The following is a 21946-nucleotide window of genomic DNA, read 5'->3' on the forward strand; positions in this document are numbered from 1 at the left end:
AAGTAATTCAACGGAGCGTTTTTAAAACGCTCCGTTTGATTAACAAAAAACAGTTGTTTTAGCGCATAGTTTTGTATTTAAAAGCGCTGTATTTAAAAACGCTATATTAACAACTACAGCTCTAAATCAAGCACCTCAACGCCTTTAGCAGGTACGGCGCAGCAAATTAGCGCCTGCCCTGTCTTTACTGGGTAACTTACGTTATTGCGATAAACCACAGCGCCTGCGTTTATTTTTACAGCGCAACTGCCGCAGCTGCCGTTTCGACAGCCAAACTCAGGTTCTAAACCATGGGATTCGGCTACATTGAGTAATGTATTGTCACCTTTATTCCAACGCTGTTCAAAGCCCGATTTACTAAATTTAATTACAGTGTTGTCTGCTTCTTCTACGCTAATCTCTTTGCTTTTATTAGGCGCTTCGTTTGTGTTAAGTACTTTGCGCTTAATACTGGAGGGTCCAAATGCTTCAGCAAATATGTTTTTATCCTGCACACCGAGCAATAACAGTTCGTTATATACGTGCTGCATAAACGCAGCAGGTCCGCATAAAAAGAACTCGTAATCATCAAGTGGTAAATAGTATCTAAACACATCCGCATTTATGCGCCCTTTTAAATCAAAGTTTTTGTCTTTTAAATTAAAGCTCTCATCTTTTGAATTAGAGCCATTGCCTTGCTTTTCATCAAGCTCAGGCTGAGATAAAAGTGAGTAGTAATCAATTGCGCCGCCACTTGTATCTGCAAGTGTTTTTAGCTCGTTATAAAACGCACGCTGCTGGGCATTTTTAGCACTGTGAAAAATATGCAACGGGCGAGTATAACGGGTTCTTAACCCTTCATTGGCAATGTGTTTAGCCATTGAGATCATAGGTGTAATGCCTATTCCTCCACCAATCAATACCGCTGGTTTGGTACTGGTTGGGTCAATAAAAAACTGCCCTTGTGGGTATTTAGCTAAAATAACGTCGCCTACTTTTACGTTATTATGAAAGTAGTTAGACACCTCGCCACTGAGTTCTTTTTTAATCGATAACCGATAAAATAGTTCATGAGGGCTTGATGACACGGTGTAGGTTCTAATAACAGGTTTGCTATTACTGTTATTGCTATTGCTACTATTTTTACTTGGTATTTGTACGGTTAAATGCTGCCCTGCTTTAAACGGTAACAAGGTTGTATTGTTATGCCCTTCTAAATAAAAGGAGGTAATTACATTACTTTCTTTAATTATTTTGGTTACTTTTAAAGGCTGCCAAGTATGTTTTAGTTTTTCGGCTTGTTTGTTTTTATCAGCCTCAAGCCACGTGCCCGTCATTTTAGTGTTAGGGGAGTAAGCATCAAATTTAGCACTAAACGGGAGTAAGTTTTTAAGCCTCATTCCTTTAGTGAGGGTAAATTTCCAGCCTCGGTCTGCGCCAATAAAGCCTTCAAGCTCTGGGTGCCCGTCCCATAAAATTTCAACGTTGCCGGTAAGCATTAATACATTGCCCGTGTCAAAATCAGGAAATAACAAACCTGCTTTTGGGTTTAATAAAAAGTTACCCAAGGTATTAAAAAAATTGTTTCCTGCGTAATCAGGAATCGTTAATGTGTTGCCTTCGCGCTTTACAAAACCCGGCAACCCACCACGGTGAGAAACATCAACCCCTTCAATTTTTGGATTGTTTTTAGCGGTTATAAAGCTTGAAACAAAAAATGTATCGGTTGTGTCAATTAACGTACTGGCTGCGTTATCAAGTGTATTAAATTCAACTTTTTGTACTGCACTACTTTTAACTAAAGGATCTCTATTAAACGTTAAGTCGCGCGTTTGAATATACTGTGGGCAATTCCCAAAGGATTGATCAACATTAAAACTCACCTGATTATCGTCAATTACCTCACCTACGCGCACATTTAAACGGTTACGCCTACGCGTGCCTAGCTCAATGCCTAATAAACCAATTGGCGAACCGGCAATCTTTAATGTGTTATGTAGAGGGTCGTTTTTATCAACAGCGTGGGTCATTAATAACGACGTAGGAGTTGGGGCGCTTAAAAAGCCTGACTGTCCTGAAACAATAGATACCCACGGATTAGCGTTTTCATCAACACTGCCTGCAACCACAAATGGTAACTGCTCAAAAAAGGCTTGATGCTGCTTTGGCATAAATGAGCGCACGGCACGTTTACCAAATGTTTCCATTATTTCTCGTTTACCGAGTTTGTCTTGTATTGCCAGCTCGCCTTCGTGAAAAGGTGAAGCATCTATTGAGTTTGTGTTAGTCATTTTTCTCGTAAATTTGTGTGCGTATTTTATGGGTTAAATTTAACTCAATACACAATGAATGATAATGGGTGTTTTATTGACTGATAATGCACAAAACAATGACAATACTTGCACCCTCTTAGTGCCAGGCGCGCACCAACATATAACAAAACAGGTTTTATCCTCACTCTAAAAATACATTAAATACTATTTAAACAATAACTTAAAAAACTGGCTGTATTTTTGCAAACATTCTATTAACAAGCCCGTTTTACTTACGGCAAAAATTTAGGTTGTTAACACAATAGCTATTAGCAACCATCGGCAAAGAAGCCCGCACTCAATTATGCATAATGCGTATTTGTGGCGGGCTTTTTTGTTATTTGTATTTAAACCGTCACTTTAAGGAATGCCCTATGCAAACCTCGCAAAAAATACTCATTATTGGTAATGGTATGGTCGGACACCACTTTGTTGAGCAAATGCGCCAAAGCGATGCCAACGCAGACATTACTGTACTTTGCGGAGAAGCAAATCTTGCATACGATCGCGTGTACTTATCAAGTGTATTTGATGGCAAAACAGCCGCCGATTTAGCACTTACAACTCACGACAACTATAAACAGCTTAATATTAATGTGCATACCAGCCAGTGGGTTGAAGGCATTGATAGAACAGCAAAAATAGTGACCACATTAACCGGTGAGCAATACCCATACGACAAACTGATACTCGCGACAGGATCGTTTCCGTTTGTGCCGCCTATAAAAGGTAACGACCAACCCCATTGTTTGGTGTATCGCACATTAGAAGATTTAGAACAAATAAAAGCCAGTGCCGCTGTAAGTAAAAGCGGTGTTGTTATTGGTGGTGGTTTGTTGGGGCTTGAAGCCGCAAACGCCATTAAGCAACTAGGGCTTGATACCCACGTAGTTGAATTTGCGCCACAACTTATGGCTGTTCAACTTGATGGACAAGGCGGTACGCTACTAAAAAATAAAATAGAAAAACTCGGCGTAACAGTACATACATCAAAAGCAACCAGCGAAATAGTAAAAGGCGAAACCAGTCGCTTTAGATTAAATTTTTCGGACGAGTCATTTTTAGAAACAGATCTGATTTTGTTCTCTGCCGGTATTCGCCCGTATGATCAGCTAGGTAAAATTGCTGATTTAGAGCTCGGTGAGCGCGGCGGTATTATTATTAATAACCAATGCCAAACATCAGATCCTGATATTTTAGCCATTGGTGAATGTGCTTTGTGGGACAAAAAACTATTTGGCTTAGTTGCACCGGGTTACAACATGGCGCGCGTTGCAGCGAGCCAATTAAGTGGCGGCGAGCTTGAGTTTTTAGGTGCTGATATGAGCACAAAACTTAAGCTGTTAGGTGTAGAAGTAGGCTCAATAGGCGACGCTCATGCAAAAACGCCAGACTGTAAAGAGCTTATATATCAAGACGCTATTCGCGGCTGTTATAAAAAAATCATACTAAGTGAAAAAGGCGATAAATTACTGGGCGCTGTACTTGTTGGCGATACCAGCGATTACGATGCTTTATTACAGTACATGCTTAACGACATGGACTTGCCAGAAAACCCTGAGTGTTTAATTTTACCAGATAGCGGCGGCGCGCCGTCGTTATCTGGCAGTGCCCTACCCGACACAGCCACTATTTGTTCATGTCACAATGTGAGTAAAGGCGACATTGTAGGTGCGATTGATGGCGGCTCATGCGATTTAGCCTCTGTAAAATCATGTACTAAAGCAGCAAGTGGCTGTGGTGGTTGTGCCGCGTTATTAAAATCAGTTGTTGATAACGAATTAGCAAGCCGCGGTGTTGAAGTAAACAACCATGTATGTGAGCACTTTGCGTACTCACGCCAAGAACTACTGCACATGGTGAAAGTAGAAAGCATTAAAAGCTTTGATGACTTACTAACTAAACACGGCAGTGGTCATGGCTGTGAAATATGTAAACCTGCCATTGGCTCTATTTTAGCCTCAACATGGAACGACTTTATTTTAGAACCCGCTCATGTTGGCTTACAAGACACTAACGATACGTACCTAGCAAATATGCAAAAAGATGGTTCGTACTCTGTAGTACCGCGTATTGCTGGCGGCGAAATAACACCCGACAAACTCATTGTAATTGGACAAGTAGCAAAAGATTTTAACTTGTACTGCAAAGTCACTGGCGGTCAGCGTATTGATTTATTTGGTGCACGCTTAGAAGAGCTTCCTGTTATTTGGGAGCGACTTATAGAAGCCGGATTTGAGACAGGTCATGCTTATGGTAAGTCTCTTAGAACCGTTAAATCATGCGTGGGTAGTACGTGGTGTCGTTATGGTGTGCAAGACAGCGTTGGACACGCAATAGAAATAGAAAACCGCTATAAGGGACTACGTGCGCCGCATAAATTTAAAATGGCGGTATCGGGTTGTACTCGCGAATGCGCCGAAGCACAAAGTAAAGATATTGGCATTATAGCCACCGAAAACGGCTGGAACTTATACGTGTGTGGTAATGGCGGTATGCGCCCTCGCCATGCTGATTTATTTGCGACCAATTTAGACACGCCAACACTGATTAAATATATTGACCGCGTAATTATGTTTTACATTAAAACGGCTGACAAATTACAGCGTACGTCGGTATGGATGGAAAATCTTGAAGGCGGTTTAGACTACCTTAAAAGCGTAGTCATTGACGACAGCTTAGGCATTTGCGACGAGCTAGAAGCGCAAATGGAATTAATTACGCAAACTTATGCGTGTGAGTGGAAAAAAGCAATTGAAAGCCCAGATGCAGCCAAACGATTCCGCCAGTTTGTTAATAGCCCCGAAACCGACGACAACATTTTATTTGTGCAAGAGCGTAACCAAATTCGCCCTGCTACAGAAGCCGAAAAACGTGAGCAACGTAATACACAAAACCGTATTCCTGTAATGGAAGTTGAAGAGGAGCAAGCTGATGTCTTGGCATAATATTGGAACAATCGACAACCTAGTGGCTAATAGCGGCGTATGCGCATTAGTTAATAATCAGCAAGTGGCTATTTTTTATATTCCGCAAAACCCAACGGCTGTGTTTGCCATTAGCAACTACGACCCTATTGGCAAAGCCAATGTATTATCGCGTGGCATTATTGGCTCAATCGACAATAAATTAGTTGTTGCATCGCCTTTATATAAGCAACACTTTTGCCTAGAAACAGGCGAATGTTTAGAAGCAGAAGCAATACACTTACCGGTTTTTAATGCAAAAATTGAAGACGGCAGTGTATTTATAAGCTCTGAACCAAAAGTTACAACAGCTGTGGCTTAGGGGAATATTATGAGTGTACTGTCTTATTTTTCGGGTATTGAAAACGTGTGGCTAAATAAGCTTGTTACTAAGCTAACAAGCTCAAGTGATCGCAGTGCTAAAAGCGGCAACGTTTATATAATTGGTGCCGGCCCAGGAGACGCAGAGCTAATTACGGTAAAAGCTCAGCGTTTAATTAATACCGCCGATGTTGTTTTATACGATTGGTTAGTAAGCGATGATTTATTAAAAACGCTTCCTAAAAAAGCACAGCGAGTATTTGTAGGTAAACGTGCTGGTAAGCACTCAATGACCCAAACTAACATTTGCGAACTACTGGTTAAATACGCGCAACAAGGCTTAAACGTAGTACGTTTAAAAGGCGGTGATCCGAGTATATTTGCACGTATTAACGAAGAAGCCGATGCGCTTACTAAGCATAATATTAATTTTGCTATTGTTCCGGGTGTCACAACGGCTTGTGCTACTTCCGCTTATACGGGTATTCCGCTCACTGCACGCGATGTAGCGCGTAGTGTTACATTTTTAACGGCGCAGTTTGCCGATCCTAACAAGCAACCTCATTGGCAAAATTACGCGTTTATGCCTGGAAACAACAACCCCACTTTAGTGGTTTATATGGGGCTTTCGCGCTTACAAACGCTAAGTAATGGTTTGCAATCAGTGGGCTGGCCAAGTAATACACCCATTGCACTAATAGAGAATGCCACTACAACTAAGCAAAAGGTAATTACTAGTACGCTTGAACTGATAGTAAATGAGCATGCTAAACACAACCTTCAAGGCCCTACCCTAATTATGATTGGCGAAGTAATAAATCATAAAATGGCTATCAGCCCAGAGTTACTAAACAGTGTAAATGTTAACGCATGATACAAAATGAATAATGCACTTTTCGCGCTTACTACCTCCCCAGGAGTAGGCGCTTTTTTTGTTTTTAATTTGGGTTCAAGTTGTGTGCAATAACATGCTTAAATGCACCAAATAAGTTAAAAGTAATGGTAAGTTAAATTATAGAAACACAGTGAAAAACAAAAATAATACTTTAAGCAATTGTATTAGCTTGATTTTAAATTCAATGATGAAATTTATTAATGATTGGAACAGTGGTTGCAATTTAAAAACAAAAAAGTGTGGAATAATACCAATGGCGACAAGCAATCCTCTCACAAAACAGTTTTTATTAGCAGCAAAGTATCAAGAAATACACGCGCTAAAGCAATTACAAAACAGTTGTGCCTCGCTTACTAAATTAGGCGATTTTGTACATCAGTTACAAAAAGAACGCGCAATGAGTAATATATTTTTGGCCTCAAATCGAGAGCGATTTAAAACCCAATTACAAGAACAAATCCCTTTAAGCGACAGCGCACAAACTGCATTTTATGATTCTCTTAAACAAACATTTATAAACGACAACGCCGATACTGGCCATACTCGGTTATTTAATTTAATTACCTATAGCTTACAAGCACTCGATGCATTACCGGTATTGCGCAAGCAAATAGCACAACAAAACATTAGTGCGGTGCATGCTACGCAGTCGTACACGCAGTTAATTGCTAGTTTACTCAATATTATTTTAGAGGCAGCTGATGGCGCAAGCGATCCCAAAATAACGCGCTTATTAGTCGCATTTTTTAATTTTATGCAAGGTAAAGAATACGCAGGACAAGAGCGTGCCTGTGGTGCACAAGCATTTGCAGCGAGTAAATTTACCACAGAACAAAAACAACAACTCGCGCATTTTGTACAAGAGCAAAACCACAGCTTTGACTTTTTTAATGAGTACGCCGATGCGCACCTTTTAAAATGTTTTGCCACACTAACAACCCATCAGGTTAATAATCAGGTAGAGCAACTTAGAAGTTTACTGCAAAAACTCGATGACGAGAACGCTCAACCGCTCTCACAACTTAGCGAAGTATGGTACGAAGTAACCACTACGCGCATAGATATAATGCACAAAATTGAACAAAATATAGCAGATCAGTTAATTGATACCGCAGCAATGCAAATAGCCTGTGCTCAACGTAGCTTAAATACAAATAAGCAGGTACTTAACAATATGGTAGAGCAACACATAGCCCCTACTTTTGGTCAATTAGCCGTTAAGCAACCAGAGCCAGAAGTAAGCCAAAACATAGCGGCTGATAAGCTCAATAGTAATAAAAGTATGTACGATTTAATTATCGAGCAAAGCCAACATATTAAACAAATAAACCAAGCGTTACTTGACGCTAAAAAAGTAATTAGTGAGCAAAAGGTAATTCACCAAGCCAAATATATACTTATTGAACAGTTAAAACTCACTGAAGAGCAAGCCCATAAACAGCTACAAAAACAAGCAATGGATACACATAAAACCTTATTTAGCGTAGCGCAAACAATTATACAAATGAGCGATTAAATATGCTGTTTTTACTTGGGCGTATTGCTCTTTAGTAAGAACACTACTCTACATAATACTTATTTATTCAGTTATAAATTTCACGATCAGACTTAGTTTGACCTTATTAGAAAATAGATTCATAAGCTACTGACTATAATAAGGTAAGGCTTTAATTTGGCGTTAATTTATAAAGTGAATAATTCAACACATTCAAAATAATCAACTACAATAAGTTAATCATTTGTTGCATCTCATTTTAATGAGGCATATTTATTTAATACTGTTGTAGGAGTTTGAATGCCCAATGTAGAGAGTTATTTAGAAGGTGTATCATTAATAGATGAGCAGCAATTAACGACTTCTCTTGATAATGACATTCAAACAAGCTTAGAAAGCTTTGCTGAGCTAATTTTAAACATTTTTGATACGAGCTCATTCTCTATTGTTGCTAACCTGCCTCAACGTGCTGTCGAGCTATATAAATCAGGTTCAAAAATAACAGTAGCTAAAGAGCAACTATCTGATGACGTTTTTAATCAATCGATTATCGAGCATGCTCCTAAAATATTTAGAGTGGTATCACCTATTATTTTGCCCTCAAACCTTAAGTTTGGATGGTTTATATTTGACCGAGCAAGTGATTCACTACTTACCGAAAAAGAAAAATTAATCTTAAATAGTTTACAAAAAAACTTTGTTAATCAGTTAGTCCAACGTAAAAAATCATTAGATAAAATAAACAGTTCTAAGTTTCACTCAACAATTACCGAGCTAAAAGAAGACGAAACTGAAAAAGATCGCCTAATCAAAAAATTACAAAAAATGAGCGATGAACTTGATGAATTTACCAGTATTGCTTCACACGATCTCAAGTCACCATTAAATGCTATAAAACGTTTATTAGAGTGGATTTATGATGACTGTAAAGATTTACTCCCTCAAGAGCACTTAGAAAATTTTCAGCTTGTGCTCAGCCGGGCTAATAGAATGCAAGTACTGCTAGATGATTTACTAAGCTACTCGAGAATAAATAGCTGTGATTCAACTCATGCAAACATATCTTTAGAAAGTATTTACCAAGATATAGAACATATTTTAGAAGTTCCACAAGCTGTCACTGTAGATATACACGCCAATAACGAAGTACTTGATATACCGCTGATCCCTTTTAAAACTGTTTTTCAAAATCTTATTAGTAATGCAATAAAACATAACAATAAAGAGCACCCGGTTATCGACATTTCACTTATCCCCTCTAATCAATATTACATTATTGAGATAACAGATAATGGCCCTGGAATTGACCCTAAATATTTTTCACTCATATTTAAGTTATTTCAGACATTGCAATCTCGAGATGATGTTGAAGGGAGCGGCATTGGACTCTGTATTGCTAATAAGCTCATTATTAATTATGGGGGAAAAATTGAAGTAGCCTCCGATGGAAAGCTTGGCAGTACATTTACTATTTTTTGGCCTAAAGCTTAGCTATGGAATTATCAATTATAAACGAGCATCACCTAGATATAGCTCTTATAAGGAACGTATGAATATCTTAATTGTTGATGATGACTTAGTTGATCGCAAATTAATTAAAAAAATGCTTATTTCTGATGGCTCTCACCATCATGATATAACCGAGGTAACGTGCGTTTGTGAAGGATTAAAAGCAATTGAAAACAACCACTTTGACATAATTTTACTCGATTATAATATGCCCAAAGAAGACGGCATTGAAATGCTAATTGAAATGCGCAAAAAACCTAAACTCGGTAATACCGCAATTATTATGATTAGCTCCTCAGAAAACTCAACCTTAGCTATTGAGTGTATAGAATCAGGCGCTCAAGACTTTTTACCTAAAGGTGATATAACAGGAAGCAGTTTAAATAAAGCCCTTATATATGCCAAAAAACGTTTTGAAGCAGAACAACGTATGCACAACAGTTATCTTGCTGTAAAGCATATGGCTGAGAGGGATCAGCTTACGGGTTTATCTAACCGGTATCATTTTGAAGAAATACTAAAAGTAATGATAGCCAATAATAAACGTGCTAAAAACTGCGTTGCTTTACTTGCTTTAGATTTAGATAACTTCAAAAATATAAATGATACGCTTGGGCATAGCGTCGGCGACGAAATTTTAATACAAACCGTGCACAGAATTAATAGTTGTCTAAGACAAAACGAAGGATTTGCACGCTTAGGAGGCGATGAATTTGCAGTTATAATAGGTGGAATTTGCAATATTAATCAAATAGGTATGATAGCAAATAGAATTTTAGCTGAAGTTTCTAAACCCTTTTTGCATGAAGGCAGAACTTTAAATTGCAGTGTTAGCATTGGAAGCGCCATATACCCAAATGATGCTACTGAATCTCATGAACTGCTAAAATGTGCTGATATTGCAATGTATCGCTCAAAGCAAAGTGGTAAAAGTAGAATAAGCTTTTACAAAGAGCAATATCAATATGAATTTAGTCGTCGGGTAGATATTCAAAATAGTATAAAAGAGCATATAGAGGAAAAAAACTTTAGGCTATTTTATCAACCTGTTTATTGTTCAAAAACACAAATAATGACAGGTGTCGAAGCCCTTATCCGTTGGCCAGATACAACCGTTAATTATACCCCCGATGAGTTTATTCCTATTGCTGAAGAGTGCCGATTAATAGCCCCTCTTGGAAAATGGATAATTGCGAGCGCTTTAAAGCAGTTATCTTTGTGGCAGAAAGACTATCAAACGCCGTTAACTCTATCTATTAATATTTCACCGATACAGCTGCAAAGAGAAATTTTACAAACGTATCTATTAGAGACGGTCGAAAAATACAATTTAAAAACCAGTAGTATTATTCTGGAAATAACAGAAACAGCTTTTATGGAAAACAGTAAAGAAGTGATTGAGATATTAACTTCTCTGTCTAATAAAGGGTTTAGGATTGCTTTGGACGATTTTGGTATGGGTTATTCATCCATATCTCACCTTATTTCCTACCCTATTGATATAGTAAAATTAGACAAAAGCATGCAATCGTTAGGTGGAGAAAATAATAAGCGATTAAAAATAATCGAGAGCTTATCTTTAATGCTGAAGAAACTAGATTTTTCTGTGGTAGCTGAAGGAATCGAAACTGAAACCCAGCATCAGCTGTGTAAAAAATTAAATATAGACTACTTGCAAGGTTTTCTCTTTTCAAAGCCTATGCCTGTAAACGAAATTAATTTGCTGCTCGATGACTATAGTAAAAAAATAAGCCTTTAATAAATAGGTTATTTTGAGCCTTTTTAAAATTGAAGCTTAAATCAAACATCTGTGTAACCTTAAGCTAAAAACCTTTGGTTTGTGTCACATACTCAAACTAAAGGCTCTTTAATTGGCACAGCCTAGCGGGTTAAAACCTAAAACACATGCAAATCAGCTGTGTTTTTCCAAATGCTGACCGATGACAGCCAATACTTTTTCTTTTAACTCTGCTGCCTGAAAGCTTCCTTTTACAAGGTAACCTTTAACAAAATCGTGTGACATTATAATCTTTTTTTCTTCTTCTCTTTCTGATGAGCTAAACATCATAACCACACACGAGCTGATTTCTATCATCTTCCTCAGTTTAGAAAACTCTTCTAAAAACTGAATACCATTGACTCTTGGCATATTGATGTCCAAAAATATGAGTATTGGAGGAAATCCATCAGGGTACTCTTTTCTGTTAGCTTCATAATTTTCTAGAAATTCTAATGCTTCCTGACCATCTTTTTTTTCAAAAATTGTAAGATCTAATTTAGCCTCTTTAATTAATCTTTTAAGAATATACCGGTCAACTTCATTGTCATCGACAATTAATATAGGAGGTTTAATTTTTGTCATGTTAGCTTATCCATTAGTATTATTATTTTAAACGTCGTACCTTCATCAGAGCTTTCCAGTGATACTTCACCATTTAAATACTCAATATGTTTTTTAACCAGCGCCATCCCTAAACCAGAGCCGGTACTCGTCTGTGCATGAAATCGCTTAAACATATCAAACACTTCACTTTGATGCTTTTGTGGTATTCCCATTCCGTTATCTGTAACAGTAATAAAAAACGTCTCTTGCTCATTAAAAATATCACAGCGGACATAAGGCGAGTCTTTATTTCTATCGTAATACTTCAACCCATTTGAAATCAAATTTTCAATAATTTGAGCAAAACGCGCTTTTTCGGACCTTATAGGTACTGATAGATTAATTGTTGTTTCGAGCGTACAAGGATTATCTTTCATGAGCCAAGACAGTCGTTCTTTCATATCAATAATTAACTGATTAAAGTCAATTAAATCTTTATCTTCATTGCCAATTTCAGCTTTGGCTAACAATAAAATATCAACAACAAGTGTTTCTAACTTTTCCATTTGTTGATAAATAACCAGTGCATTTCGGCTTGCCTCCTCTGTGTCTCCCGCTTTTATATCTTCGATAACAAAATGCGCTAGAGATTTAGCCCCTGACAGCGGTGACTTCAGGTCATGGGAAGCCCGATAAGCAAACTGGGCAAGCTCATCATTTGCTTGCTGCAGGGAAGCTGTTTGGCTGTTTATAATCTCTTTGAGTTCAATACTGTTTTCAATATTTAAAAGATCATTTTTAATTCGCTGTCTGGCCGCGATAACGAGTGCTTTTAATTCACCCGACGTTTTTATATCAAGTTCATCGTCTAGATTAATATTGTTTTCGGGCTTACTTGATAAAAGTAGAGTTAGATTTCGAATAGAGCTCGATATTGTGCGAGAAAGATAACTTATAAAAAGAATATTAAAAAAAGATATGATTATAACAAGTGGAATTAACGTCATTAGTATAAACGATACTGTTTTTCTAATTGGTTCCTCAAACAGCTCCGTATTTTTATTAAAGCCACTTAGCGAAGTATTAAGATTTAGTAAAAAAGCGTCTCTACTAAGTTCCCCCTTTTTATACTGATTAACTGACAATAAGGCTTTATCAGCAATTTCAATATCGTTTTCACAGATTGTTAATGTATGATCTGTGTTAATAACTTTCATAACAGCATAATTTAACGGGTTTATTTGTTCAATACATTCAATCGGTTGCTGCCTAATTAACAATATATCCGACTCAATGGCATTTATATCTATGGGGATATCATTTTCTATTTTTTTAACTGACTTAGTAAGTTGATGTGTATACTTTAAATGAAGAAAGTTAAGTTGATGAAACTTAGCTCCTTTAGCTATTTCAAAAGCTGAGTAGACAGTAATACTTATCTCTGCTGCAGTTAATATTACAATAAGCATCAGTTTTCTTGAGATATTCATATACGACACCTATTTTAGCCACTAACCCAAAAATTTTAAATAACACTATAATAATTATAGTATTTATAACCTTAGGTATAGCAGATTTTATCTTTTTTACTAGCTCCTCTATGAATAACAATTGATATTTAGCTTTATTCACTTTTAATAAAAAGATCCTTTATTAGTTTTTTGCCACTATAAAGCAAACTTGGGTAATATTACGCCTCTAAAAGTGCTGGTGCATTGGCAAATACACCAGCAGCTAAATACAAAACTTTGCTAAGTCATCCCATATTTAAAAAGTGTATTAACATGCAGCATTTTTTGAATGAAAAATATAGGCTCGTGTGTGGTCGTACACTAGGTTAAAAGTAAAAGCGTAAAGGGTTATAAAAAAAGTTACGCCGATATCCATTATTAATGCTTCCCATAAGCCTACGTTTAAAATGCTCGCCATTACGGGAATAGTAAAAACAAGTAACCCGCCTTGAAATAAAATCACGTGAAAAATACGGAATAATACAGAACGTTGCTCTTTTGCACCGGTAGCTACTTTGTCAAAAAACCAATTAAAAACAAAATTCCAACACATCGCAATCGTTGCAATTATAATCATAGTGCCCGATAAAGCCGATATTGCATGCTCTGTAAATACAGCCAAACCAATAATCGACAGCGTTACCGCTAATACTTCAAACAAAACAGCCTGAAATATCCTCTCTAGCGACCCCATTTTTGCATCCATAATTACCCCCTTTTACGCCAAATAATTAAAGAAAATAATAGTGACATAATTTAATTATTTGCAAAGTTAGTAGCCATCACCTTTAGTGATAAGATGAGCAAATAAGTACTCACCTTTAAGTTGAATGATATGTATAGTTTTGAGCAACTAAAAATTTTTGTAACCGTGGTAGAAACAGGATCTTTTTCGGCAACAGCCCGAAAGCTTAACCGTGCACAATCGGGAATTAGCCAAGCTATTTCTAATCTTGAAATAGCGATTAATCAAACATTGTTTACGCGTAATAAAAATATACCCAGCTTAACGATTAGCGGTAAGGCATTGTTACCTGTCGCATACTCTATACTTCATCAGCAAAAATATTTTGACCAAAAAGTGGATGCATTAGCAAAAAATTATGAGCATGAGGTAATTATAGCTATTGATGAAAGCCTAAATAATCATGATATTTTAAAAGTGATTGCCCCACTTGCTGATCAGTTCCCGATTACTAATTTCGAAATAATATCGACAACAACTGACGATGTAGAAAACTTAGTAAAAATAGGAAAAGCACAAGTAGGTATCATTTATAGTGATGGTGAGCTTAAAGTTGATATGGATTTTTTTCTATTAGGTCAAGCTCGATTTTTAACGATTTCATCACCAGAACACCCGCTTGCAAAGCTAAAGGCTGTAACAAGCAATGATTTAAAAGCCCATAGGCAATGTGTTCATCGCAGCCTTAGCCAAAAAGAGTTATGGTTTAGCTACGCAATTAGCTCTAGAATTTGGTACGCAAATACACATCAAACTCTTATCGACTTAGTAGTTCAGGGTATTGGTTGGGCGCTTGTACCCGAGCTTGCTATTAAGAGGTATATAAACCAAGCTGAAGTGGTAACGCTACCCGTTACTCATGAACAAGGCGGTTGGCTTACTCCTGTAGGATGCGTTGTTTCAAGAAGCCAATCAACAGGACCTGTTCTTCAAAGTTTAATAAATAGGTTGCAGCAACACTTTTTAAAGAGTGATAGCGCGGGAATAAAACAGTTTTAAACTGCTTTATTCACTTTTAATAGCAAGCTTCTTCTCTAGCTTTTCTTGCCACTCTACAGCAAGCTCTGGCAAAGTTAATGCTTCTAAAAGTATGTCTTCATAACCTACGTATTTTTTATCAAAAAATGCCTGGAACAGTTTTTTAACTGATATGTCGTGCGAGGCTTTCTTCTCGATAACAACACTATCACCCGTTTTTGCAACGCCTTGCTCTAGTACCCTAAAATAAACGCCAGTGCAGTAATGCTGCGTAAATAGTTTAAGACTGTTTTTATTATTAAGGGCGATAGCTAATTTAAAACAAGGTACACGAGGCTGGCTTACTTCAAGTAATGCAGTACCAATTCGAATATGGTCACCTATGTGTATATTCGCTTCATCAAGGTCAGAAATCGTGAAGTTTTCGCCAAAGGCACCTACTGCCAAATCATCATTCTTGAGGGTTTGTTTCCAATACTCATAATGATTGTGCGAAAAAGCATATACCGCTTTATCTACCCCGCCGTGATTAACTAAATCAGCTTGCTCGTCACCTATAATGTTTAGTTTTTCAATCACTACAGGTTCGTTAGTTGGGGTTTTGAATATTCCCGTTTTCACCTCTTTACCATTATGAATAAGAGTTTTAATTTTAGAGATATTAGTCGAGATGATTTTCATTGCGATACCAACGGATGAGGAAGTAAAGATTAATTATGCAGGTTTTAAAATTATTATAAATAAATTTAAGCAAAAAAATGACCGCTCAAGACTAGGGCGTGTTTATCTTTGTGGATTGAAATTTATTCAATCTAGGGGCGATTAAATCGCGGCGCGAGGTTTGTAACCTAGTGGGCTAAGTAAAAACCGAGCAACAAAGAGTTAATCGTCCCTAGAAAGAACCCAGAGGGCAGCGCATGTTTGGTATTTATGCTGCGTTATCGCCCATTAATGGGGAATAACCACACTACATAGGCTCTGCCTTGCCTAAAAACCAAACAGTCTGCTGTAAATTCAACCGCCAAAGTTCAACACGCCCTAAGCAGTCATTTCACAATATACAGCTTTTATCATTCTGCTTGTTTTAAAAAATACGTTTCGGCCAGTCCGTTATGTATTCCAGCTAAGTCTATTTGTATTTCATCGATAAAGTCATGCAACAGACCATTTTTAAGTACTCGTACGTCTTTATTCTCTAACTCAACAATTGCATCATCAATTGATTTAATAATTTCTGTTGAGTTTGGCAAAGGTAAAACCAATGCTTTTAATTCATTCATACAAAATAAAATAGATCGTGGGAATACTTTGCTGTGCATCACAAATTCTATTACATCAGCACGCTGTACTCTAACGCCCATTTCTTGGCGATACATTTGATAAGCACTTAACGAACGCAATAAACTGATCCACTGAATATTATCAAACGGCTTCACTTCTTCTTCATTAGTAATTAACGTAGCAGAGCGAATATCTAAAATTCGCGATGTCATATCTGCGCGCTCTATAATCGAACCAAAGCGGATAAAAACGTAGCCCTGATCATGATTAATTGTGGCATCTAACGCCCCAAATATTTGATGAGCTGAATCTATAATCTTTTTTAAATAATCAAAACGTCCGCGCTTTGTTATCCCTTCTTTTTGATTATCTTTTACATAATAATAAAGAGAGTTAATTTCTTCCCATACATCTCGAGGTATTACATCGCGGATTGTACGCGCGCTTTCTCGTGCCGAGGTAATAGAGTTTAAAATTGACGAGCTGTTATCACTACCAACAAGTAAATACCTTAATGCTTTTTGTTCAGTAAAATCAGTATGGTTTTCTGAATACGCTTTACGCACACCAATAATATCAATTAATGGCTCCCAGCCGGTACATACGCCTTTGGGTAAGTCCATCATCAGTAAATTGTTAACGTTGATTAAACGAGCTACATTTTCCGCGCGCTCAATGTATCTAGATACCCAATATAAAGTTTCGCCTACTCTTGATAACATATTATTTAGCCTCTTCGTCAACAATCCAAGTATCTTTACTGCCACCACCTTGTGATGAATTAACCACCAAAGAGCCTTTAACCATAGCAACACGCGTTAATCCACCAGTGGTAACTTGCGTATCTTTACCTGATGATAAAATAAACGGTCTTAAATCGGTATGTCGACCATCTGGTTTATTACCATCAAATGTTGGTACTGTTGATAAATCTAATGTTGGTTGAGCTACCCAGTTTCGTGGGTCCGCTTTAATTTGAGCAATACACGCTTCTTGTTCTTTTTTAGTCGATTTAGGACCAATTAATAATCCATATCCGCCAGATTCATTTGCTGGTTTAACAACAAGCTTATCTATATTTTTAATCACATGGTCGCATTCTTTCGGATCTAAACATTTGAACGTTGGGACATTAGCAAGTTTAGCTTCCTCGCCTAAGTAGTACTTAATCATCTCAGGTACATAGGCGTAAACTACTTTGTCATCAGCAACACCTGCGCCTGGTGCATTAACCAAAGCAACATTACCTTTAGACCAAGCACGCATTAATCCAGGAACGCCAAGTTGGGATTCTGGTAAAAAGGCTTCTGGGTCTAAAAATAAATCATCTATACGACGATAAATAACATCAACTCGTTGTAGCCCTGTGATTGTTCTCATGTATACACAGTCATCTTTTTCAACAACTAAATCGCGCCCTTCTACCAGTTCGCAACCCATTTCTTGGGCAAGGTAACAATGCTCAAAATAAGCGGAGTTAAACACCCCAGGAGTAAGTACCACAACTTCTGGTTTATCTTGTGGACGAGGCGACATTGCCGCTAGCATATCAAATAATTGTGAAGGGTAATCATCAACAGGTAAAATCGATACTTGCTCAAATAATTCAGGGAATACACGCTTCATTACAGAGCGATTTTCAAGCATATAAGATACACCAGAAGGAACACGCAGGTTATCCTCAAGCACATACATTGTACCGCTACCATCGCGTACTAAATCTGAGCCACAGATATGCGCCCATATTTTATTTGGCGGGTTTATTCCCACGCATTGCTGGCGAAAGTTAACTGATTTTTCTAGTAGTCCTTTTGGAAAAACACCATCTTTTATTATTTTTTGGTCGTGGTATAAATCATCTATAAAAAGGTTAAGCGCTTCAACACGTTGCTTTAAACCAACCTCTACGCTTTGCCATTCTTTTTTACCAATAGTTCGAGGGATAATATCAAACGGCCAGGCTCTATCAATCATATTGCCTTCGTTGTAAACCGTGAAAGTAATACCCATTTCTTTAATTGCTAAATCAGCAACCGCTCTGGCTTTTACTAATTCTTCTGCTGATAAATTAGCAAAAAATTGTGCTAATTGTGTTCCATGCGATCTAACGTTTCCTTGTGCATCAATTAATTCATCAAAGAAACCATTTGTTTGGTACGCTTTCCAATCAATTTTCATACACTCTTTCACCTTATCCATCATCATATATGACGTAGTTAAACTGCTATTCCATTCGAATCATATCAACCGCTACATCAAGCAATTGACTACCGCCACCAAATACCACTCCTTTTAAAGGAGTTACATCAGAAAAGTCTCGCCCTACGGCTAGAGTAATATGCTGATCGCGTGGTAAAACATTATTTGTTGGATCAAAATCAACCCAACCAAAGTTTGGCACAAATACCGCAAACCATGCATGAGTTGCATCTGCACCTTCTAGCTTTTCTTCGCCTTCTGGCGGCATAGTTTCTATGTACCCACTTACGTATCGACCTGCTAACCCTACGCTGCGTAAGCATGCAAGCGCAAAGTGTGCAAAGTCTTGGCAAACGCCCCTTTTTTGTGCAAAAACAGTGCTCAAAGGCGTACTAATTGTTGTAAAACCAGGATCATAATGAAATTCATGAAAAATTCGTGCCATTAAATCTTTGCATGCAGAAATTATATTTTTGTGTGCATTAAACGAAATTAATGCGTATTCCTTAATTCCTTTATCTATTGGAATAAGTTGTGAAGGTAGTACAAATTCAGACGTTTTTAATAATTCCGCCGTATTTGGTTTAACCAATAAATCACGTACTTTTCGCCAAGCAATATCAACACTCTCTAAATTACTATTAGCGCCGACTAACAGTTCTACCTCGCTGATCATCGTTACTTTAAGTTTTTTATGCTGTATTGCTATTTCAAACGCTGTTACCTGATTATTAAAATAATCAGTAAATGTTTGTAAGTAAGTCGGTGTAGGTTCAATTTCTACACGACTACTGTGGCATATTTGCCCGCGATTCGTTTTTGGCGTTAATCGCGCTTGGTTTTGACACAAACTAACAAAGTCAGAATAGTTGTATGTAGTCGAGTGCTTTATTTTATATTTCACGATTGAGCTTGCTCAATATTAGTCCAGTTCAATTTATTTGCCGTTTGGGTATGAGAAAAATACTGTAGTAATAATACATCACAAAATGTATCTAAGTTCATACGCGTATTATGGTTAAATTCGATTAACTGGTTACGTTGTCCATTTTCACTTTTTTGTAGGTAATCTTTCTCAGTTACATAACAACTTGTTTTAGACAGTAAAATTGCTTTTTCGTGTGCCGCAATTACGCCTTGTCTGCGTTTTGTGGGTAAATGCTTACACAACTTATTAATTTCCTCTAACTGAAATAATAAAGAACGTGGGTATTCAGCATCTAAAAGTAATAACTCAAGCCCTGTACCAATGGTTTGATACATTCTGTATCGGCGCTTATGCGTAACTAAACTAACTTGGCAACTTAGCACGGCTTCAAGTAAGCCAAGCTCTTCGGGCTCGTCTAACTCTTTGGTTAATAAAGCCGCACTTAGTGATGTTATTTGTAAGCTACGCTCTACTCTTCTGCCCATTTCGAGTAAAAACCAGCCGTTACTATTCGGCATACAATCTGTAATCGAGCCATTAAAAGCCATAATTGAGCCTATAACTCTATCTAGGCTGCTTTGCATTGCACGCGTTGGAATATTAATATTTACATTTTTAAATACTTTAATTTGCTCATTAATATCATCAATTATTCGGCGGCTATCATGAGATAGTAATTCTTGAATTTGCACCGACGCATTAGCAATGTACTTTAATGTATTAATAATACTGCCAGCGCATTGCTCGTCTGCAAGGAGTTGAAAGGCAGTTTCTTTAGACAGATTTACATCAATTCCATCTAGTTTTAAATCAGGTTCTATATAGGGATAAACAATATATTGCGACCTAATGGCATTAGAAAGCCGTGCAACTATACTTTTTCGTATTGAATCTGGGTAAACAGAAAATTCGGTGTACTTGTCTATAAAAATACGCAATATACGTATGGTGTTTTCGCAGCGTTCTAAGTATCGACCCAACCAAAAAAGGTGCTCAGCCGTACGGCTCGAAATAACCCCTTCGAGTAGCGTTACATCCATTCTTTTTCTAATTGGCACCGGTGGATTATGCTCGCCTAAATCAACTCTATCGGCTGTATTTATCCATGTATCTTTGATCCAACCAGATATTCTCGGGTTGTTACTTTTTTCGTTCGAAAAACACAGTGCTGAAGGAAGTACTTCTACGCCATTTTCTGTGGTTAATGCATAACACCTAAATACCACTGGCTTGGAGATTAATTGTCCGTCATGCCAAAATGGTGCACTACTAAAAGAAGGTTTTTCTTGGAAAAAGTAATTATCGGGTTCTTTGCTAATAAGTAGCTTTATTTCTTGCTCGTCTAACACTCCATCTAACTTAAGTGTAGGGTCTATAGCAGATAGTAGTTCGAGGTTATTCCAATCAATGGCTTGCGCTTCTTTTACACTTAAGTAATTTGGCTCACCTAACAACAGCGGTTGTTTTAAAGTTTGCTGCGATAACTTTTCTAAGTTGCATTTTATTGAAGGTGACGAGAGCACACCACTACCAAACGGGTTTAAAACCTTAACCGACCCTTGTCGTACCGATTGTAATAAGCCCGGAATACCATGAAGTGAATATTCAGTTTGCTCTAAAGAGTCAATACAACGATCAGAAACCCAGCGTAAAATGACATTAATTTTACCCAAGCCTTGTAACGATTTTAAACAAACGTCACCACCACGTACGGTTAAGTCGGCGCTTTGTACTAATGTGTAGCCAAAGTAGGTAGATAGGAATGCATGCTCGTTGTAGTTAGGGTCATCAATTCCTTGGGTGAGAATTACAATTCGTGGGTCATCCATATAGTGGGTATATTCATTAATACCCTCTTGGAATAAATTTAAAAATTCTTTAATTTGCTGAACATTACATTCGGCAAATTCTTCAGCCATTACACGCCTTGCAATAATACGGCTTTTAATTAATAGCCCTAAGCCTAACGGGCACTGACAATGATCGCTTAATACTTTAAATTCGCCTGTTGGCGTGCGGTAAACATCTAACGCGGTAAAAAAAAGTGTTAATTCGTTACTAGGTAGGCTAAAACCTTCGCGTAAGTAATTAGGGTCTTGAAAAAGCTGCTTTGCAGGAATATGACCATCAACTAATAATGTTTGGTCACCGTAAATATCTTGCTGAATTTTATTTAATAAAAGGGTTCTTTGTTTTATTCCCTCTTCGAGCAATGCCCAATCAGCTTTAGATAACATAAATGGCAATGGGTCGAAGTGCCACTGCTTATTGCTTTCATTTTTAATATTGCCATTTTGTAGCAATTGGCTAATTTCTGTAGCGCGGCTACTAACATCATCTGCTGTTAGGCTAGCTAAACGCTTAAATAATGTATCCCAATGGTCTGGGTTTAAACCACTGTGGTTTGCTAGTTCATCATGTCCATGTGATTTATCAAGGTATAAAGACAACCACTCAGGCAATTCCGGCATCGCGTTATTGTTAATATACAAGCTGAAAGCGCT

16 protein-coding genes are annotated in these 21946 nt (G+C 37.4%); 7 read left to right on the forward strand and 9 right to left on the reverse strand.

All coding sequences use genetic code 11. The features are described from left to right. Positions 1-113 precede the first annotated feature (113 nt). Positions 114-2270, reverse strand: coding sequence for a pyridoxamine 5'-phosphate oxidase family protein (locus GQR54_RS10675; RefSeq protein ID WP_166377594.1), 2157 nt, complete (start codon positions 2268-2270; stop codon positions 114-116). A gap of 395 nt (positions 2271-2665) precedes the next feature. On the opposite strand from GQR54_RS10675, the gene nirB reads away from it, so the two are divergent. From nirB to GQR54_RS10705, 6 genes are all read left to right on the forward strand, one after another. After that, on the forward strand, positions 2666-5239 hold the full coding sequence (nirB, locus tag GQR54_RS10680) for a nitrite reductase large subunit NirB (RefSeq protein WP_166377595.1): 2574 nt from the start codon (positions 2666-2668) through the stop codon (positions 5237-5239). Further along, positions 5226-5579 (forward strand): nitrite reductase small subunit NirD, encoded by a 354-nt coding sequence (nirD, locus tag GQR54_RS10685; protein ID WP_002959861.1) that lies wholly within the window; start codon positions 5226-5228, stop codon positions 5577-5579. The genes nirB and nirD overlap by 14 nt, the downstream gene beginning before the upstream one ends. Positions 5580-5588: 9 nt before the next feature. Beyond that, positions 5589-6452, forward strand: coding sequence for a uroporphyrinogen-III C-methyltransferase (gene cobA, locus GQR54_RS10690; RefSeq protein ID WP_166377596.1), 864 nt, complete (start codon positions 5589-5591; stop codon positions 6450-6452). Between the two features lie 274 nt (positions 6453-6726). Further along, positions 6727-7989 (forward strand): nitrate regulatory protein, encoded by a 1263-nt coding sequence (locus GQR54_RS10695; RefSeq protein ID WP_166377597.1) that lies wholly within the window; start codon positions 6727-6729, stop codon positions 7987-7989. Positions 7990-8268: 279 nt separating this feature from the next. Then, on the forward strand, positions 8269-9459 hold the full coding sequence (locus tag GQR54_RS10700; RefSeq protein WP_166377598.1) for a HAMP domain-containing sensor histidine kinase: 1191 nt from the start codon (positions 8269-8271) through the stop codon (positions 9457-9459). A 58-nt stretch (positions 9460-9517) separates the two neighbouring features. Then, positions 9518-11236: a GGDEF domain-containing response regulator gene (locus GQR54_RS10705; RefSeq protein WP_166377636.1), complete on the forward strand. Its 1719-nt coding sequence runs from the start codon at positions 9518-9520 to the stop codon at positions 11234-11236. A 153-nt stretch (positions 11237-11389) separates the two neighbouring features. On the opposite strand, the gene GQR54_RS10710 is transcribed toward GQR54_RS10705, so the two are convergent. From GQR54_RS10710 to GQR54_RS10720, 3 genes are all read right to left on the reverse strand, one after another. Continuing rightward, positions 11390-11839, reverse strand: a complete 450-nt coding sequence (locus GQR54_RS10710) for a response regulator (RefSeq protein ID WP_166377599.1) — start codon at positions 11837-11839, stop codon at positions 11390-11392. Next, a complete protein-coding gene (locus GQR54_RS10715) occupies positions 11836-13290 on the reverse strand; it encodes a HAMP domain-containing sensor histidine kinase (RefSeq protein ID WP_166377600.1) in 1455 nt (484 codons plus the stop codon). The genes GQR54_RS10710 and GQR54_RS10715 overlap by 4 nt, the downstream gene beginning before the upstream one ends. Positions 13291-13579: 289 nt before the next feature. After that, a complete protein-coding gene (locus GQR54_RS10720) occupies positions 13580-14017 on the reverse strand; it encodes a PACE efflux transporter (RefSeq protein ID WP_197192923.1) in 438 nt (145 codons plus the stop codon). Positions 14018-14146: 129 nt separating this feature from the next. On the opposite strand from GQR54_RS10720, the gene GQR54_RS10725 reads away from it, so the two are divergent. Further along, positions 14147-15055: a LysR family transcriptional regulator gene (locus tag GQR54_RS10725; protein WP_166377601.1), complete on the forward strand. Its 909-nt coding sequence runs from the start codon at positions 14147-14149 to the stop codon at positions 15053-15055. Between the two features lie 6 nt (positions 15056-15061). On the opposite strand, the gene GQR54_RS10730 is transcribed toward GQR54_RS10725, so the two are convergent. The 5 genes from GQR54_RS10730 to GQR54_RS10750 all read right to left on the reverse strand — a co-directional run bounded on the left by GQR54_RS10730 (position 15062) and on the right by GQR54_RS10750 (position 21934). Beyond that, the gene (locus tag GQR54_RS10730) at positions 15062-15715 is read right to left on the reverse strand and encodes an MOSC domain-containing protein (protein ID WP_166377602.1); all 654 of its coding nucleotides are present in this window, start codon (positions 15713-15715) and stop codon (positions 15062-15064) included. Positions 15716-16104: 389 nt separating this feature from the next. Next, complete coding sequence (locus GQR54_RS10735) at positions 16105-17037, reverse strand: alpha-E domain-containing protein (RefSeq protein ID WP_007585221.1); 933 nt, start codon at positions 17035-17037, stop codon at positions 16105-16107. 1 nt (position 17038) lies between these two features. Then, positions 17039-18493, reverse strand: coding sequence for a circularly permuted type 2 ATP-grasp protein (locus GQR54_RS10740; RefSeq protein WP_166377603.1), 1455 nt, complete (start codon positions 18491-18493; stop codon positions 17039-17041). A gap of 46 nt (positions 18494-18539) precedes the next feature. Next, a complete protein-coding gene (locus GQR54_RS10745; protein WP_166377604.1) occupies positions 18540-19418 on the reverse strand; it encodes a transglutaminase family protein in 879 nt (292 codons plus the stop codon). Continuing rightward, on the reverse strand, positions 19415-21934 hold the full coding sequence (locus GQR54_RS10750; protein ID WP_166377605.1) for a circularly permuted type 2 ATP-grasp protein: 2520 nt from the start codon (positions 21932-21934) through the stop codon (positions 19415-19417). The genes GQR54_RS10745 and GQR54_RS10750 overlap by 4 nt, the downstream gene beginning before the upstream one ends. Positions 21935-21946 lie beyond the last annotated feature (12 nt).

This window comes from Pseudoalteromonas sp. Z9A4 (assembly GCF_011378845.1).
Classification (GTDB): domain Bacteria; phylum Pseudomonadota; class Gammaproteobacteria; order Enterobacterales; family Alteromonadaceae; genus Pseudoalteromonas; species Pseudoalteromonas arctica.